The following is a 15,935-nucleotide window of genomic DNA, read 5'->3' as shown; positions in this document are numbered from 1 at the left end:
AAGAAGCGTGACCGCAAGCACTCGAAGGCCAACCACGGCAAGCGGCCCAACGCAGGCTCGAAGTCAGTGGGCCGCTAGTCGGACCGCTCGACAAACAACCGCCCGGCACTCTGTGGAGTGGCCGGGCGGTTCTGTGTCTGCCGACAGCGTCAGCCCCGCCGGATGATGGTGGTTTGGCTGATCTGGATGCGTAGCCGCTCACGCAAGCTCTCAGGAGCCCGCTCGCCGCTGCACTTGGTGGCGATCAGATTCTTGATCTTCTCCTCGACGCCGTAATGCCGCAGGCACGTCGGGCACTCTTCGAGGTGGACCCTGAGCTTGTCGCGCGTCTCGACCGTGCATTCGCCGTCGAGCAGCGTCCACACCTCGGCTATGACAGCCGCACACTCGGGATGCTCGGGGTCGATCGGGCCTACCGGAGGGGTCCAGCGATCTTCGGTGGCGTCGCTCATGAGATGACCTCCTCCGCTGCATCGAGCTGCTCACCCCGGATGAAACCACGGTCACGGGCCACGCCGGCCAGCAACTCGCGCAGTTGACGCCTGCCGCGATGCAACCGCGACATCACCGTCCCGATCGGCGTATCCATGATTTCGGCGATCTCCTTGTAGGGGAAGCCCTCGACGTCGGCGTAGTACACCGCCATCCGGAACTCTTCCGGCAGCGCCTGTAGGGCTTCCTTGATTTCGTTGTCAGGCAACAGCTCCAACGCTTCGACCTCGGCCGACCGCAGCCCCGTCGAGGAGTGCTCGGCGTTGGCTGCCAGCTGCCAATCGGTGATCTCGTCGGTCGGATACTCCGACGGCTGGCGCTGCTTCTTGCGGTAGCTGTTGATGTAGGTGTTGGTCAGGATCCGGTACAGCCACGCCTTCAGGTTGGTGCCCTCGCGGAACGAGCGGAATCCCGAGTAGGCCTTGACCATCGTTTCCTGCAACAGGTCCTCGGCGTCGGCGGGGTTGCGCGTCATGCGCAGAGCGCCGCCGTAGAGCTGATCGAGCATCGGAATCGCATCGCGCTCGAAACGAGCGGTCAGCTCGGCGTCGGTCTCTTCGCGGACCGGAACCGCGTCTGCGTCCAGGGTGGCCTCAGGGGCCGACCCGTTGGTTTCGGTCATTCTGGGGAACACCGTCCCTTCCCTAACCCGCTCAGTAGCGGCATCACCGATCACGTCCAGCACGTGCACCGAACGCGACGGGGCCTCCATGGCCATCACTGGCACCATCAAATCCCCTTCTGTTGATCCTAAAGGTAGACACCGACTACTGACCCTGACCGGCCACGAAGGCCCATCACAGCTGTCGTGAACAACAGCGGTCACAGGGGTCGTTGTTCCCGCCCCTACGCTGAGCGGGTGGCACGCGCAGCAACCCCGGCGATCGCCGCCCTGGTGGCCGCCGGCGTCACCCACGACGTCGTGCAGTACAAGCACGACCCGCGTGCCGACTCGTTCGGCGACGAGGCGGTCAACGAGCTCGCGCAGGCCGGCGGTCTGGTCCCCGAACAGATCTTCAAGACGCTCGTCGTCGCGCTGCCCACAGGGCTCGCGGTGGCCGTGCTCCCCGTCCCGTCGAAGTTGTCGCTCAAAGCCGCGGCGGCGGCGCTGGGCGCGGCGAAGGCGTCGATGGCCGATCCGGCCGATGCGCAGCGCTCGTCGGGCTACGTCGTGGGCGGGATCTCCCCTCTCGGGCAGCGCCGGGCGCTGCCGACGGTCGTCGACGCATCGGCGCTGCGGTGGGACCGCGTGCTGTGCAGCGCTGGGAAGCGCGGCTGGGACGTCTCGCTCCACCCTGCCGACCTGGTGCGGCTGACCAATGCCGTCACCGCCGATATCTGCGCTGTCTAGTGTTGGGCCATGTCACTCGCGGGAAAGACCATGTTCATCTCAGGCGCCAGCCGCGGTATCGGGCTGGCGATCGCCAAGCGGGCCGCCGCGGACGGCGCCAACATCGCGCTGGTCGCCAAGACCGCCGAACCCCACCCGAAGCTGCCGGGAACCGTCTACACCGCGGCCAAGGAGATCGAGGAGGCCGGCGGTCAGGCGCTGCCCATCGTCGGTGACGTCCGCGACGGCGATTCGGTGGCGGCGGCGGTGGCCGCGGCCGTCGAACAGTTCGGCGCCATCGACATCTGCGTGAACAACGCCTCGGCGATCAACCTCGGCTCCATCGAAGATGTGCCGCTCAAGCGCTTCGACCTGATGAACGGCATCCAGGTGCGCGGCACCTACGCGGTGTCGCAGGCGTGCATCCCACACATGAAAGGGCGCGACAACCCGCACATTCTGACGTTGTCACCGCCGATCCTGCTCGAGTCGAAGTGGCTCAAGCCGACGCCGTACATGATGGCGAAGTTCGGGATGACGTTGTGCGCGTTGGGAATTGCCGAAGAACTTCGCGGCGCCGGGATCGCCTCCAACACCCTGTGGCCCCGCACCATGGTCGCTACCGCCGCCGTGCAGAACCTGCTGGGCGGGGACGAGTCGATGGCACGCTCCCGCAAGCCCGAGGTGTACTCCGATGCGGCGTACGCGATCCTGACCAAGCCGTCGAGCTACACGGGCAACACGCTGCTGTGCGAGGACGTGCTGCTGGAGTCCGGCGTCACCGACCTGTCGGTGTACGACTGCATCCCGGGCTCCGACCTCGGCGTGGATTTCTGGGTCGAGTCGGCCAATCCCCCGGGCTACACGGGCCCCTAGGTTTCGCCGCGCTTCGCCGCGGCTAGCGGCGTGGCGTGATCCCGAGACGGCGCCAGCCCCGACCGGCCGCCGCGCGGATGACGCCGGTGAACACCTTCGTCTTGCGGCGCGAGTACGGGTACCAGTTGATCTCGCGCGACTGCGTGGGGATACGCGGAGCGGTGATCGCTTGCGGGCGGCAGTATTTCAGGATCCCGTCGGGACCGCCGTTGCGGGAACCGACGCCCGAGTTCTTCCACCCCGGCATCGGCAACGCGAAGCTGAACCCGTTGGACAGGACGTCGTTGATGTTGACGGCGCCGGCTTCGAGGCGGCGTGCGATCCGTTCCCCGCGCGCGAGGTCAGCCGTCCACACGGACGCCGACAGACCGTAGGTGGAATCGTTGGCCAGCCGGATGGCTTCCTCCTCGTCGGCGACCTTGACCACGGGGAGGGTCGGGCCGAACGTCTCCTCGTTGACACACGCCATCGACTGGGTGACATCGGCGAGAACCGTTGGCTGGAAGAAGGTCCCGACGCCGGTGGGCTTGCCGCCGGTGGTGATGCGGGCCCCGTCGGCGACAGCGCCCTCGACGTGACGCTCGACGATGTCGCGCTGCGCCGATGTGGCCATCGCCCCGACATCGAAGCGGTAGCCGTCATCGTCCTGGCCCTGCCGCAGCCGACCGACTTCGTCGGTGAGCTTGCCGACGAACTCGTCGTACGCCGGGGCTTCGACGTACACGCGCTCGACGGATACGCACACCTGGCCGGAGTTGAACATCCCGCCCCACGCGATGCCGGCCGCCGCACGGTCGAGGTCGGCATCGGCGAGCACGATCGCGGGGTCCTTGCCGCCCAGCTCCAGCGAGCACGGGATCAGCCGCTCCGCGCACGCCACCGCGACCTTGCGGCCGGTTGCCGTCGATCCGGTGAAGTGCACGCAGTCGGAGTTCGCGATCACTGCGGCCCCGGTCTCGGCATACCCGGTGGTCAGTGAGAGTACTTGTGGTGCACCGATTTCCGACCAGCCGCGGGCGAACTCGACGGCGCTCAGCGGTGTGACCTCGGACGGTTTCAACAGCACCGCGGCGCCGGCGGCCAACGGAGCGACCCCGTCGAGTGCGACATTGAGCAGCGGGAAGTTCCAAGGGATGATCAGGCCGACGACAGGATAGGGCCGGTAGACGGTGGTCAGTCGCTTCACCTTGCCGAGCGGACTGTGGGACGCCGGGTGACGGTCGGCGAGGAAGCGCTCTGCGTTGCGCGCCCAGTACTTGAGCAGGTCGCCGCACAGCGGCGGTTCCATCGTCGCCTCGGTGCGGGGTTTGCCCGTTTCGGACTGCAGGACGTCGGCCAGGCGCTCGGCATTGTCGAGGATCCAGTCCTGCATCGCCAGGAGCCAGGGCTTGCGGCCGTCCGGGCCGAGTGCTTCCCATTCGGGTTGCGCGTCGCGCAGGGCGCGCGCCTTGGCGGCGACGGTGTCGGGTTCGTCGATCGGGACGGAGCCGGCGATGGTGCCGTCGGCGGGGTTGCGCACGGTGATGGTCGTGAGAGCACGCGCCTGCAGGTCGGTCATCTTCGCAGTATCGACCTATCCACGGCCCGGCGATCGAGTCTTTGGACTACTCGATTGTCATCGGACCACAGCAGGCCGGCCGAATCGGGCCGCGACGCCAGGTGAGAACAGGGGGCGCAGCATCGGACCCGACGTGGGAATGCTTGCCGCAGCAATGAGTTCGTCGTCGAGTTCGGTGATCTCGGCGCTGTGTAGCCGCCAGGTCGGATGGTCGTTGGGCACCCACCAGGTGCGGCCCGCTTTGCGGGTGTGGGCGCCCCAGCGTGCGGTCAGCCAGATTTCCAGAGGCGTCGGTTCGACGGGTTCGCCGACTGTCACGGTGACGTGGCTGCGCAGGCCGCGGCGCGGCCATCTCCGCGCGCTCACGTAGGAGATCTGCCCGGGCGACCGGGTGACGGTCATCTTGGCCCACGTGTACGGCACTCCCATTGCGATCCTGACCGCCGGTACCACGGCCAGCCGTTCGGTCTCCAGCGAGCAGAACAGCACACCGTGCCTGCCCGCGCTGTCGACGGAGTAGAGCCGCACGTTGGTTTCGGCGAAGGACCCGATGTACGGAAGACGAACGACTCCAGCCACTTTGGTGTAGTTCATGACGAACGGAACGAGCCCGACGTAGGTCTGGCGGTCGAACAGGTCGGGACGGGTGCCGACGGGGAAGAGGTGTTCGACGGCGGCAGGGTCGACGGGCCAGTGCAGGAAGGTCAGGTCGGCCCAGAACTGCGCGAACGTCACCGGGCGCGGCAACGGCGGCGCGAGAGCCGGGACGTCACTGTTCACCGAGTCATCGTGGCACGCTGGAGTCATGGCTTCGTCGACAATGTGGGCATCGGGACGCTACGACGCTGTCGGGGATCGCATCGCGCCGATCGCCGGCGAGGTGGTCGCCGCGGCCGCGAGGCGGGTGGCGTTGCAGGGCGCGGCGGTCGTCGACCTCGCATGCGGAACCGGCAGTGCGGCGTTGGCGGCCGCCGCCCGGGGCGCACGAGTGACAGGCGTGGACATCACCCCCGAGCTGGTGGCCATCGCCGCGCAGCGGGCCGGTGCCGAGGCGGTGGACTGGCGCACCGGCGACGCCGCCGACACCGGGCTCCCCGTGGCCTCCTTCGACGCGGCGGTATCGAACATGGGCATCATCTTCGTCGACCCCGAGCAGCAGGTTCCCGAGCTGAACCGGCTACTGAAACCTGATGCGGTGCTTGCTTTCTCGGCATGGGTGCGCACCGCCAGCAACCCGCTCTTCGACCCGGTCGTGGCCGTTCTGGGCGCCCCTCCCACGTCGACCTTCTCCCCCGATCAGTGGAGCGACCCCGAGATCCTCGCGGCCCGGTTGGGCCCGCACTTCGCCAACGTCGATGTCGAGCGAGGCGATCATCGCTGGGAATTCGCGTCGATGTCCGCCGCGCTGCATTGGCTACGCGCGGAATCACCGGTGCACGTCGAGACGTTCCGGCGGGCCGACCCCGATCAGCAGCAGCGGCTGGCCGCCGAGTTCGAGGCAACGTTGCGACCGTTTGAAGAACCCTCGGGCACAGTCGCTTTCACATCGCCCTATGTCGTGGTCTGCGCCTCGTAGAGGATGCCGCGACCGATCGCTTCCCGCACGACCGGCATCGCCGCGCCGGCGAGCGCGCCTGCGTCGACGCCGTGATGAGCCGCCAGCAGTTCGACGAGCGTCCCGAGTGGCACCTCGCCACGGCAACCGGCCAGAAGTGCGCGCGACACCTCGTCGACCCCGATGACGGCGGCAGGACCTCCGGGACGGCGTACGGCCGCGCCGACGCTCTGCCAGCCCTGTTCCCCGGGCAGTGACTGCTCTTCGAGGAACACCGGCGCAGTCGACAGCTTGGCGGCGAGCAGTTGCTCGTCGCTGGTGTCGTGCAGGTATTCGCGGCGCGCGAAGAAGGCCTCGACTTCGGGGCCCGTGAGCGCCTCGCCCGCTCCGGTGATCTCTTCGAGGATGTGTTCGGGTGGACGGTGTTCGCCGCGGCGGGGCGCGCGCAGCGTGATCATGCCCATGCCGACACCCGCAATCCCCTCGGCGTCGAACCAGTCGAGCCACCGACCGCCGCGCTGCGCGGCCTGCTCCGGCGTCTCCCCCGCATCCGAGGTCCACAGCGACACGTAGCTGATCGGATCCGCGAACTCGCGCTGCACCACCCAGGCGTGCAGTCCGCTACCCGCCAACCATCCGCGCACCCGCTCCTGCCAGTTCTCCGGGTCCCGCACGATCCAGTTCGCCATGATCTGCGCGGTGCCACCGGGTTCCAGGTGGTCGGCGGCTTGTTCGATGAGCTTCTGGCACAACGTGTCTCCGGCCATGCCCGAGTCGCGGTAAATGTAGTCCAGCGCGCCGGCGCCCACGACGAACGGCGGGTTGGACACGATGAGGTCGAACCGTTTACCGGCGACGGGCTCGAACATGCTGCCGCACCGCAGATCCCATGACATGCCGTTGAGGCGCGCGGTCGCCGCGGCCAGCGTCAGCGCGCGCTGATTGGTGTCGGTGGCGACGATCTCGTCGCAGTGGGCGTCCAGATGCAGGGCCTGGATACCGCAGCCGGTGCCGAGGTCGAGCGCGCGACGTACCGGGGCGCGGACGACGGCGTGCGCGAGGGAGACCGACGCGCCGCCGATGCCGAGCACGTGGTCGCGGCTGACGGGCCCGGCGCTCAGTGCCGCGTCCTGATCGGAGACGACGAGGAAGTCGCGGGCGCCGTCACTGGTCGGGCGGATGTCGAGGACGGCGCGCAATCCGTCCGCTGAGGCGCCTTCGACGACGCCATTGGCTGTCAGCTCGTCGATGCTCGTGCCGGGCAGCGCATGTGCCACGCGGTCGCGGGGTTCGTCGGTGCCGAGCAGGAACAGCCGCACGAGCGTGGCGAGGCGCTGCTGTTGCGGTGTGGCGCGGTCGGTGACGCGCAGCGCCGACCACCACAGTCCGCGGCTGAACGCCGCACCCGCGTCGGCGCCGAGAAGGTCCGCCACCCCGTCGGTGGTGTAGCCGGCCGAGCGCAGATCGGCCGCGAGCGCGTCGACGACCGCGCCCGCATGCAGCGGACCGCTCAAAGCAGCGTGCCTTGTTCGGCCTCCGGCGCCGCGGGCTCTATCAGTTCCGGCCCGTTGTTGCGAACGCTGTTCACGAGCTTGGACACCTCGCGGATCTCGATGCGGTCCAGATCGCCGTGGCCGCGCAGCAGGCCCTCGTCGATCGGCGCATCGGGGTCGAGCCAGCGATCCCAGTCCGGCGCACTGATGGTCAGCGGCATCCGATCGTGGATGTCCGACAGTTGAGCCGCCGCGTCGGTGGTGATGATCGTGCAGCTCAGCAGCGGCTTGCTGTCCTTGGGGGCATCTTTCGGCCGCCACGTGGTCCACAGCCCGGCCATGAACAACGGCTCACCATCGCCTGCGTACATGTAGAACGGCGTCTTGTTGCCCTTGGTGCCCTTCCACTCGTACCAGCCGTCCATCGGCACCAGGCACCGCTTGGCCTTCGCCGAGCTACGGAACGCCGGCGATGACGTCACCTTGTCCGAGCGGGCGTTGATCAGCAGCGGGCCGCTCTTCGTGTCGGGTCCGCCGTCCTCGGCCGTCTTGGCCCACGGCGGCACCAGACCCCACCGCATCAGCCGCACCCTCCGCGTCGACTCGTCATCGGGGTCGGTGTGGCGCTTCACGACGGTGGCGACAGTGGTCGTCGGCGCCACGTTGAAATTGGCACTGAAATTGGCCGACGGCGGATCTTTCTTCTCGGAGGTCGCTTCGTCGATCGCCTTGATCTTCTCGGCCAGCAGCGCCGGATCGGTCGTCACCGCGAATCGCCCGCACATGATCCCCATGGTGGCAGAAACTCCCGACAGGCAAGAATGGGAGCTGTGAGCACCTGGCCGGCCCCGTCGACCGCGACCCCTGTCCATGCGACCGTCACCGTGCCGGGCTCGAAGTCCCAGACCAACCGCGCGCTGGTCCTCGCCGCCCTGGCGGTGCGGGAGGGCACATCGCGAATCAGCGGGGCGCTCCGCAGCCGCGACACCGACCTGATGATCGCCGCGCTGCAGGCACTCGGTGTCTCCGTCGAGTCATCCGACACCGACAACACTGAGCTCACGGTCAGCGGGACGCTGGCGCCGAAGGCCGATACCCGCATCGACTGCGGACTCGCCGGAACCGTGCTGCGATTTCTCCCGCCCGTCGCCGCGTTGAGCACCGAGACAGTGACGTTCGACGGCGACGAACAGGCCCGCGCCCGGCCCATCGCTCCTCTGCTCGACGGCCTCCGAGGGCTCGGCGTGCCCGTCGACGGGGACAGCCTGCCGTTCGCGGTCCGCGGGGACGGGTCGGTGCGCGGCGGCACCGTCGAGATCGACGCATCGGGCTCGTCGCAGTTCGTGTCGGGTCTGCTGTTGTCGGGCGCCGCGTTCACCGACGGACTCACGGTCGTACACACCGGCGAATCGGTTCCGTCAGCCCCGCACATCGCGATGACGGTGTCGATGCTGCGTGATGCGGGAGTCCAGGTCGACGACTCGACACCCGAGCGCTGGCGGGTGACGCCGGGGGCGATCGCCGCGCGGCACTGGGCCATCGAGCCCGACCTGTCCAACTCCGTGCCGTTTCTCGCCGCCGCGGTGGTCAGCGGAGGCGCGGTGCGGATCACCGGATGGCCCGCCGTCAGCACCCAGCCGGCCGACACGATCCTGTCGATCCTGGAGAGCCTGGGGTCGGTGGTGCGCCGCGGGAGTTCGTATCTCGAAGTGCAGGGCACCGCGAACTACGAGGGCATCGATGTCGACCTGCGCGACGTCGGCGAACTCGCCCCGTCGGTCGCGGCAATGGCCGCGCTCGCCGCACCGGGTTCGGTGTCGCGGCTGCGCGGCATCGCGCATCTGCGTGGGCACGAGACCGACCGGCTGGCCGCCCTGAGCACGGAGCTCAACCGCCTCGGCGGGCAGTGCGAGGAAACCGACGACGGACTCGTCATCACCGCGCAGCTGATGCACGGCGGGACATGGCTCTCGTATGCCGACCATCGCATGGCGACAGCCGGTGCCATCGTCGGTCTGCGGGTGCCCGGCGTCGAGGTCGAGGACATCGGTACCACCGCGAAGACGCTCCCGGACTTTCCGCAGCTGTGGGCCGACATGCTGGGCGGTCAGGCGGACGACCCGCGGGCCAACGCTTGAGCAGACGCGAGTACGACGAGTCCGATGTCCGGGTGCGTCCCGGACGGGGCTCTCGGCCGCGGACGAAGACCCGTCCCGAACACGCCGATGCCGAGCAGGCGATGGTGGTGACGGTCGACCGGGGCCGGTGGGGGTGTGTGCTCGACGGCGATCCGCAGTGCCGCGTGACGGCCATGCGGGCGCGCGAGCTGGGCCGCACACCGATCGTCGTCGGCGATGACGTCGACGTCGTCGGCGATCTTTCCGGGCGCACCGACACGCTGGCCCGCATCGTGCGGCGCGGTGAGCGGCGAACAGTGTTGCGCCGCACCGCCGATGACACCGACCCCACCGAACGGGTTGTGGTGGCCAACGCCGACCAGCTGTTGATCGTCGTGGCTCTGGCCGACCCGCCGCCGCGCACCGGTCTGGTCGAGCGGGCGCTGATCGCCGCGTATGCCGGCGGACTGGTGCCGATCCTGTGCCTGACGAAAACCGACCTGGCTCCCGCGGAACCGTTTGCCGCGCAGTTCCGCGACCTCGACCTGACCATCACCACGGCGGGCCGCGACGATCCCCTTGAGGCCGTCGGGTCTCTGCTCGCCGACAAGGTCACCGCCCTGCTCGGACATTCGGGTGTCGGCAAGTCGACGTTGGTGAATCGTCTTGTCCCCGAAGCGGAGAGGGCCACCGGCGAGGTGACCGATGTCGGCAAGGGCAGGCACACCTCCACGCAGTCGGTGGCGCTGCCGCTGGCGCTCGGGGGCTGGGTGATCGACACCCCGGGCATCCGGTCGTTCGGGCTGGCGCACATCGAGCCCGATGACGTCGTGCTGGCGTTCTCCGATCTGGCCGACGCGATCGACGACTGCCCGCGCGGATGCGGGCACATGGGCCCGCCCGCCGATCCGGAGTGCGCGCTCGACGCGCTGACCGGCGCCGCGGAGGGCCGCGTGCACGCCGCTCGCAGACTCTTGTCGGCCCTGCGCGAAACCTGACCCCCGGCCCCGCGCGGGTCTGCACGACAGCGCACTCACAGCTCAACCGGGACAATGGACGCAGCGGGGGGTTTGCAGCGACTGCGTGCTGGGCACGCTCTCGCCGAGAAGGAGGAAGAACTTGACACAGGTACCCGCGATTGCATTGAACAACGGCACGAGTATTCCCCAGTTGGGGTTCGGCGTGTTCCAGATCCCGCCCGAGGACACGGCGGATTCGGTGAAGCAGGCCCTGGAGGTCGGCTACCGCCACATCGACACCGCGCAGATGTATCAGAACGAGAAGGGTGTCGGCGACGGCATCCGCGACTCGGGCATCGATCGCTCAGAGGTCTTCGTCACGAGCAAGCTCAACAACAGCTTCCACAAACCGGACGACGCCCGCCGCGCGTTCGACGACACGCTCAGCGCGCTCGGCTTCGACTACGTCGATCTGTTCCTGATCCACTGGCCACTGCCGACGCTGTACGACGGTGACTACGTATCGACGTGGAAGACGTTGGAGGAGTTCGCCAAGGACGGCCGCGCCCGCAGCATCGGCGTCTCCAACTTCCAAATTGGACACTTGCAGCGGCTGGCCGACGAGACCGGCACGGTGCCCGCGGTCAATCAGATCGAGGTGCACCCGTACTTCGCCAACGACGAGGTTCGCGCCTACGGCAACGAACATGGCATCGTGACGGAGGCGTGGTCGCCGATCGCGCAGGGCAAGGTGCTCGACGACCCGGTTGTCACGCGGATCGCCGAGTCGACCGGCAAGTCGCCCGCCCAGGTCGTGCTGCGCTGGCACATTCAGCGCGGTGACATCGTTTTCCCGAAATCGGTGACGCTGCAGCGCATCAAGGACAATTTTGCGCTGTTCGACTTCGAACTGGGCTCCGACGATTTCGACGCGATCTCCGGTCTCGACAAGGGTGAGGACGGACGCATTGGGCCGAATCCAAACACGTTCGACTACGTGCCCGACTGAATTTTCCCAGCAACGCAAAGCGCGCGTGTCCACCACTGGGCACGCGCGCTTTGCGTCGTTTCAGCTCCCGAGCGCCATATAATGTGATTGAATACACTTCAAAACGGCTGAACCGCAGTTTCGGGAGGCGCATACCTGTGGATGCAGTGCACGCCCACAAGGCGCTGCCGCGCAATGTCTTCGGAGAAGCCGCGATCGGTCCGGTCGTTGTCAGGAACCGTTTGATCCGCGCCGGCACCGGCGAATCCATGGCGGATCCTGGCGGACGGATCGGCCAGGATTACGTCGATCTGCACGAGAAGCTCGCGCGCGGCGGCGTCGGTCTGGCGTTCACCGGACACATCTACAGCCACCGCCGCGGACGCTATGGCGAATTACAGGCCGGGCTCGACACCGACGACGCGATACCGGGCTTCCGCCGCGTGACCGACGCCGTGCATCGCCACGGCGGCCGCATCTTCGCCCAGATCGCCCACGCCGGAAGCCAATCCATGTCGTTCGCGACGCAGCCACTGGCCCCCTCCCCCGTCGACAACGTGATGACGGGCCGCAAGGTGTCCGCGGCATCCGACGACGAAATCCACGAAACCATCGAGGCCTTCCAGTCCGCCGCACGACGCGCGGTCGAGGCGGGCTTCGACGGTGTTCATCTCCACGGCGCCAACGGCTACCTGGTCAGTCAGTTCCGGTCCCCGCTGACCAACCGGCGCGACGACCGGTGGGGTGGTTCGCAGGAGAACCGGGATCGCTTCGCGTGCGAGATCATTCGCGCGATCCGCGCCGAACTACCGCCCGACCGGGGATTGACGATGAAGGTCGGTCTCGCCGACCTCGTCGACGAACCGGGCGGCCTCGCGCTCGACGATGCCGTGGCCGGCGTATCGCGGTTCGTCGCAGCGGGACTCGACGGAGTCGAGATCTCGTCGAATCTGATGAGCGACTATGTCAGCGCGTCCATCAGGGGGTATGTCGCCGTGGGCCCGAAGGAGGCCGCACGCGATCTGCTGTTCCATCGGCTGCACCGGCAGGCGGAGCCGGAGGCGTATTTCCTGCCGTTCGCCGACGCGGTACGCGCCGAGGTCGACACGACGATCATCCTGGTCGGTGGCATCCGCAGACTGGCGACGATGGAGGCGCTGATCCGCGACGAGCGCGCCGATTTCCTGTCCATGGCACGACCATTCATCCGCGAGCCCGATCTTGCACTGCGACTGTCGCGCGGCGGCCAGACGTCACCGGCCTGTGTGTCGTGCAACATTTGCCTCATGCACGACGAGCACCACCCGTTGCAGTGCTGGCGTATACCGCGGGCCAACCTGTTACGGCACGCGCGCTACCGGTTCACCGGTGGGTTCAAAGGCAAAGGGACGGGACGCAAACCCACGGCCCACGAATGAAGTTACGTTGAGGGCGGGAGAGCGGACCCGCCCTCAACGAAAACCCTTGGGCGTCAGGCAGCCAACTCTGGGCGGCTGCTCGAAGCCTTCTGCGCACGCTTGGCGCGACGACGTGTCCGCACGGCGGCGATCGCGGACTTCAGCCCGCTGCGCTCGGCGGGCTCCAGCCCTTCGAACATCCGCTCGCTGCGCGTCTCCGGTGCATCGTCGCGGGTGTCGCTGAGGAACTTGTCCGGCAGCGACAGTTTCGCGATGGTGCGCCACGACTTTCCGTACTGCACCAGGAACTGCCCGGTGGTGTACGGCAGGTCGTACTTGTCGCAGATTTCGCGCACGCGCAGCGAGATCTCGTAGTACCGGTTGCTCGGCAGATCCGGGAACAGGTGGTGCTCGATCTGGTGGCACAGGTTGCCGCTCATGAAGCGCAACACCGGACCGTTCTCGAAGTTCGCACTGCCCAGCATCTGACGCAGATACCACTCGCCGCGCGTCTCGCCGACCATGTCGGTCTTGGTGAACTTCTCTGCGCCGTCAGGGAAATGGCCGCAGAAGATCACGGCGTTGGCCCAGACGTTGCGGATGACGTTCGCCACCGCGTTGGCCTTCATCGTCGACTTGAACGTCGCGCCCGGGGACAGCGAGGTCAGCGCGGGCCACAGGACGTAGTCCTTGGCGACCTGATGGCCGGCCTTGACCCCAAACTCCTTGACGCGCACCATCGTCGCCCTGCGGTCGTCGCGACCCTTGAAGATCTTGCCGAGCTCGAGGTGCTGCAACCCGACACCCCATTCGAAAGCCACGCACAGCAGGGTGTTGAAGAACAGGTTGCCCAGGTTCATCGGGGTCCAGCGTTGATCACGGGTAACGCGAATCACGCCATAGCCCACGTCGTCATCCATGCCGAGGATGTTCGTGTACTTGTGATGCATGAAGTTGTGGGTGAACCGCCAGTGCTTGGACGCCCCGCTCATGTCCCATTCCCACGAGGAGGAATGGATCTCGGGATCGTTCATCCAATCCCACTGGCCGTGCATGACGTTGTGGCCGATCTCCATGTTCTCGACGATCTTGGCCACGCCCAGCGTCGCCGTGCCCGCCCACCAGAATTTGCGCTTGGAGCTTCCCGCGAGCAGCAGCCGGCCTGCGATCTCGAGGCCGCGCTGAAATGCGATGGTGCGGCGGATGTAGCGCGCGTCGCGCGCGCCTCGGGAGTCCTCGATGTCCTGGCGGATCGCGTCGAGTTCGCGTGCCAGGTTCTCGATGTCCGCTTCTGTCAGATGCGTGAACTCGGGAACGTCTGTAATCGCCATGTTGTGGCCTCCTCTCGTCTACCTACGCTACCGTAACCTACGATCTCGTAGGTTACTACCCAGTAAAGCCTAAACGTCGAGCACGCAGTCGCCCGAAGCGGCGGATACGCACGTCTGCACCCGCGTCCCCGGTTCGTGCTCGACCCCAGTGCGCAGATCCCGCACGTGCCCTTCCACCAGGCCCACGACACATGACTGGCAGATGCCCATGCGGCAGCCGAACGGCATCCGCACGCCCGCATCCTCGCCGGCATCCATCAACGACGTCGCCGCGTCGACCGTCGCGGTACGTCCCGATCGCCGAAACTCGACGGTGCCGCCGCTGCCGTGGACCTTGGCCCGCGACACCGCGAACCGCTCCAGATGCAGACGGTCGACCGCACCGGCGGCGGTCCATGTGCGTTCGGCGTCCTCCAGCATCGCCTCGGGCCCGCAGGCCCACGTCTGACGTTCCCGCCAGTCCGGCACCGCCTCGGCGAGGCGTTCCAGATCGAGCCGGCCCTCGGTTCGGGTTGCCCGCAATTGCAGCCGGTAACCCTCGTGGCGGGTGGCGAGCTGCGACAGCTCCGAGGCGAACATCACATCCGATTCGGTGGGCGCCGAGTGCAGGTGTACGACATCACCGATCTGATCGCGCCGCGCCAGCGTCCGCAGCATCGACATCACCGGGGTGATCCCCGAACCGGCCGTCAGGAACAGCACCGACGCCGGAGCGGGATCCGGCATCACGAAGTTTCCTTGCGGCGCCGCAAGCCTCACGATCGTGCCAGGCTCAACCCCGCCGACCAGGTGCGTCGACAGGAACCCCTCGGGCATGGCCTTGACCGTGATGGTGATGGTGCGCGAACCCCTGCTGGTCACTGGACTGGAGGTGAGCGAGTAGGACCGCCACCGCCAGCGGCCCTCCATCAGCAGACCGATGCCGACGTACTGACCGGCTTCGTAGTCGAAGGAGAAACCCCAGCCCGGCTTGATGACCAACGTGGCTGAGTCGACAGTTTCGCGACGCACTTCGAGGACGCGACCGCGCAACTCACGTGCCGACCACAACGGGTTGGCGAGTTTGAGGTAGTCGTCGGGCAGCAGCGGGGTGGTGATCCGGCCCGCGATGGTCCGAAGGACATGCCATCCCGGCCGCTCTTTCGCGCCGGCGACGGTGGGCCGAACGGTGTCGGCGACCTTCGCGGTGGTCTTGACTGTCGTCTTGGCCATGACGGCTCCTGCCCGGCTTGCACATGATCGTGGCGTTCCCCAAGCCTAGTAGGGAACACTAACCTACGGTACCGTAACTTACGGTACCGTATCCAGCCCTAGAGCAGGTCAAGAAGAAATGGGAGCTCCTGTGGCGCGTACCACGCCAGGTCATGATCCTGCGCGTCACCGACCGTGAGATCGGCGTCCTCGTCACCCAGATCCGCGGAATCGATCACCTCGACCGCGGCCTCGACGGCCGACTCCGCGGCCGCATTGTCGACATACGCGGCGATCACCCGCCCGATCGCCAACTCCCCCGCGATCCGGACCACCGCGTCGTCGAGATCGGGCCGCAACGTCACGTCGTCGGCGTCGGCTTCGACAACGACCCGGCGCGACGGCAGCCCGCCGGAGGCCTCGTTCCCGAGGAGGCGCAGTGACGCCATCGCGGCTTCGCGCAATGCGACGTCGGCCAGCTCGTCGTCGTCACCCTCGGCATACGCCTCGCGCAACGTCGGCGTCACCGCGAACGCGGTCCCGTTGACGGGACGCAACGATCCGTCGGCGACCATCTGTTGCAGCATGGCCAGGGTTGCGGGGACGTAGACGCGCACGACGCGAGCCTAGTGCGCACACGAGGAGCAG

16 protein-coding genes are annotated in these 15,935 nt (G+C 67.5%); 7 read left to right on the top strand and 9 right to left on the bottom strand.

Translation table 11 applies throughout. The annotated features are described in order from the left end of the window. Nucleotides 1–149: 149 nt before the first annotated feature. Together rsrA and P9A17_RS06865 are read right to left on the bottom strand one after the other, a co-directional pair. Nucleotides 150–452, bottom strand: a complete 303-nt coding sequence (gene rsrA, locus P9A17_RS06870) for a mycothiol system anti-sigma-R factor (protein WP_278037819.1) — start codon at nucleotides 450–452, stop codon at nucleotides 150–152. Then, nucleotides 449–1,114 (bottom strand): sigma-70 family RNA polymerase sigma factor, encoded by a 666-nt coding sequence (locus tag P9A17_RS06865; RefSeq protein WP_278038634.1) that lies wholly within the window; start codon nucleotides 1,112–1,114, stop codon nucleotides 449–451. Before P9A17_RS06865 ends, rsrA begins: the two co-directional genes overlap by 4 nt. A 237-nt stretch (nucleotides 1,115–1,351) precedes the next feature. On the opposite strand from P9A17_RS06865, the gene ybaK reads away from it, so the two are divergent. Together ybaK and P9A17_RS06855 are read left to right on the top strand one after the other, a co-directional pair. Further along, nucleotides 1,352–1,843, top strand: coding sequence for a Cys-tRNA(Pro) deacylase (ybaK, locus tag P9A17_RS06860; RefSeq protein ID WP_278037818.1), 492 nt, complete (start codon nucleotides 1,352–1,354; stop codon nucleotides 1,841–1,843). Nucleotides 1,844–1,852: 9 nt separating this feature from the next. Next, nucleotides 1,853–2,698: an NAD(P)-dependent oxidoreductase gene (locus P9A17_RS06855; protein WP_278037817.1), complete on the top strand. Its 846-nt coding sequence runs from the start codon at nucleotides 1,853–1,855 to the stop codon at nucleotides 2,696–2,698. Between the two features lie 22 nt (nucleotides 2,699–2,720). Here the strand turns inward: P9A17_RS06855 and P9A17_RS06850 are convergent, their stop codons facing one another. Continuing rightward, a complete protein-coding gene (locus P9A17_RS06850; RefSeq protein ID WP_278037816.1) occupies nucleotides 2,721–4,256 on the bottom strand; it encodes an aldehyde dehydrogenase family protein in 1,536 nt (511 codons plus the stop codon). Nucleotides 4,257–4,313: 57 nt separating this feature from the next. Then, a complete protein-coding gene (locus P9A17_RS06845) occupies nucleotides 4,314–5,036 on the bottom strand; it encodes a DUF2071 domain-containing protein (RefSeq protein ID WP_278037815.1) in 723 nt (240 codons plus the stop codon). 25 nt (nucleotides 5,037–5,061) lie between these two features. Here P9A17_RS06845 and P9A17_RS06840 point away from each other — a divergent pair, with 25 nt between their 5' ends. Continuing rightward, nucleotides 5,062–5,832: a class I SAM-dependent methyltransferase gene (locus P9A17_RS06840; RefSeq protein ID WP_278037814.1), complete on the top strand. Its 771-nt coding sequence runs from the start codon at nucleotides 5,062–5,064 to the stop codon at nucleotides 5,830–5,832. Here the strand turns inward: P9A17_RS06840 and P9A17_RS06835 are convergent. Further along, nucleotides 5,808–7,325: a methyltransferase gene (locus P9A17_RS06835; protein WP_278037813.1), complete on the bottom strand. Its 1,518-nt coding sequence runs from the start codon at nucleotides 7,323–7,325 to the stop codon at nucleotides 5,808–5,810. The two genes, P9A17_RS06840 and P9A17_RS06835, sit on opposite strands and share 25 nt — an antisense overlap. Beyond that, a complete protein-coding gene (locus tag P9A17_RS06830; RefSeq protein WP_278037812.1) occupies nucleotides 7,322–8,089 on the bottom strand; it encodes an SOS response-associated peptidase in 768 nt (255 codons plus the stop codon). The genes P9A17_RS06835 and P9A17_RS06830 overlap by 4 nt, the downstream gene beginning before the upstream one ends. 36 nt (nucleotides 8,090–8,125) lie before the next feature. On the opposite strand from P9A17_RS06830, the gene aroA reads away from it, so the two are divergent. The 4 genes from aroA (at nucleotide 8,126) to P9A17_RS06810 (ending at nucleotide 12,786) form a co-directional block, all read left to right on the top strand. Further along, nucleotides 8,126–9,442 carry a 3-phosphoshikimate 1-carboxyvinyltransferase gene (gene aroA, locus P9A17_RS06825; protein ID WP_278037811.1) on the top strand — a complete coding sequence of 439 codons (1,317 nt, stop codon included), beginning with the start codon at nucleotides 8,126–8,128 and terminating at the stop codon, nucleotides 9,440–9,442. Then, a complete protein-coding gene (gene rsgA, locus P9A17_RS06820) occupies nucleotides 9,439–10,419 on the top strand; it encodes a ribosome small subunit-dependent GTPase A (protein ID WP_278037810.1) in 981 nt (326 codons plus the stop codon). Before aroA ends, rsgA begins: the two co-directional genes overlap by 4 nt. Before the next feature lie 121 nt (nucleotides 10,420–10,540). Then, entirely contained in the window at nucleotides 10,541–11,389 is an 849-nt protein-coding gene (locus P9A17_RS06815; protein WP_278037809.1) for an aldo/keto reductase, read from the top strand. Between the two features lie 137 nt (nucleotides 11,390–11,526). Then, on the top strand, nucleotides 11,527–12,786 hold the full coding sequence (locus tag P9A17_RS06810) for an NADH:flavin oxidoreductase (protein ID WP_278037808.1): 1,260 nt from the start codon (nucleotides 11,527–11,529) through the stop codon (nucleotides 12,784–12,786). A gap of 53 nt (nucleotides 12,787–12,839) precedes the next feature. Here P9A17_RS06810 and P9A17_RS06805 read toward each other — a convergent pair whose 3' ends face one another. The 3 genes from P9A17_RS06805 to P9A17_RS06795 all read right to left on the bottom strand — a co-directional run bounded on the left by P9A17_RS06805 (nucleotide 12,840) and on the right by P9A17_RS06795 (nucleotide 15,874). Further along, nucleotides 12,840–14,096 carry a fatty acid desaturase gene (locus tag P9A17_RS06805; protein WP_278037807.1) on the bottom strand — a complete coding sequence of 419 codons (1,257 nt, stop codon included), beginning with the start codon at nucleotides 14,094–14,096 and terminating at the stop codon, nucleotides 12,840–12,842. A 69-nt stretch (nucleotides 14,097–14,165) separates the two neighbouring features. Continuing rightward, nucleotides 14,166–15,308 carry a ferredoxin reductase gene (locus tag P9A17_RS06800; protein WP_278037806.1) on the bottom strand — a complete coding sequence of 381 codons (1,143 nt, stop codon included), beginning with the start codon at nucleotides 15,306–15,308 and terminating at the stop codon, nucleotides 14,166–14,168. Between the two features lie 98 nt (nucleotides 15,309–15,406). Beyond that, nucleotides 15,407–15,874: a hypothetical protein gene (locus tag P9A17_RS06795; protein ID WP_278038633.1), complete on the bottom strand. Its 468-nt coding sequence runs from the start codon at nucleotides 15,872–15,874 to the stop codon at nucleotides 15,407–15,409. Between the last annotated feature and the right edge of the window lie 61 nt (nucleotides 15,875–15,935).

Origin of the sequence: Mycobacterium sp. 236(2023) (assembly GCF_029623955.1) — a bacterium.
Classification (GTDB): domain Bacteria; phylum Actinomycetota; class Actinomycetes; order Mycobacteriales; family Mycobacteriaceae; genus Mycobacterium.
The sequence above is the reverse complement of the archived record's forward strand: the minus strand, read 5'-3'. Positions and strand labels throughout refer to the sequence as shown.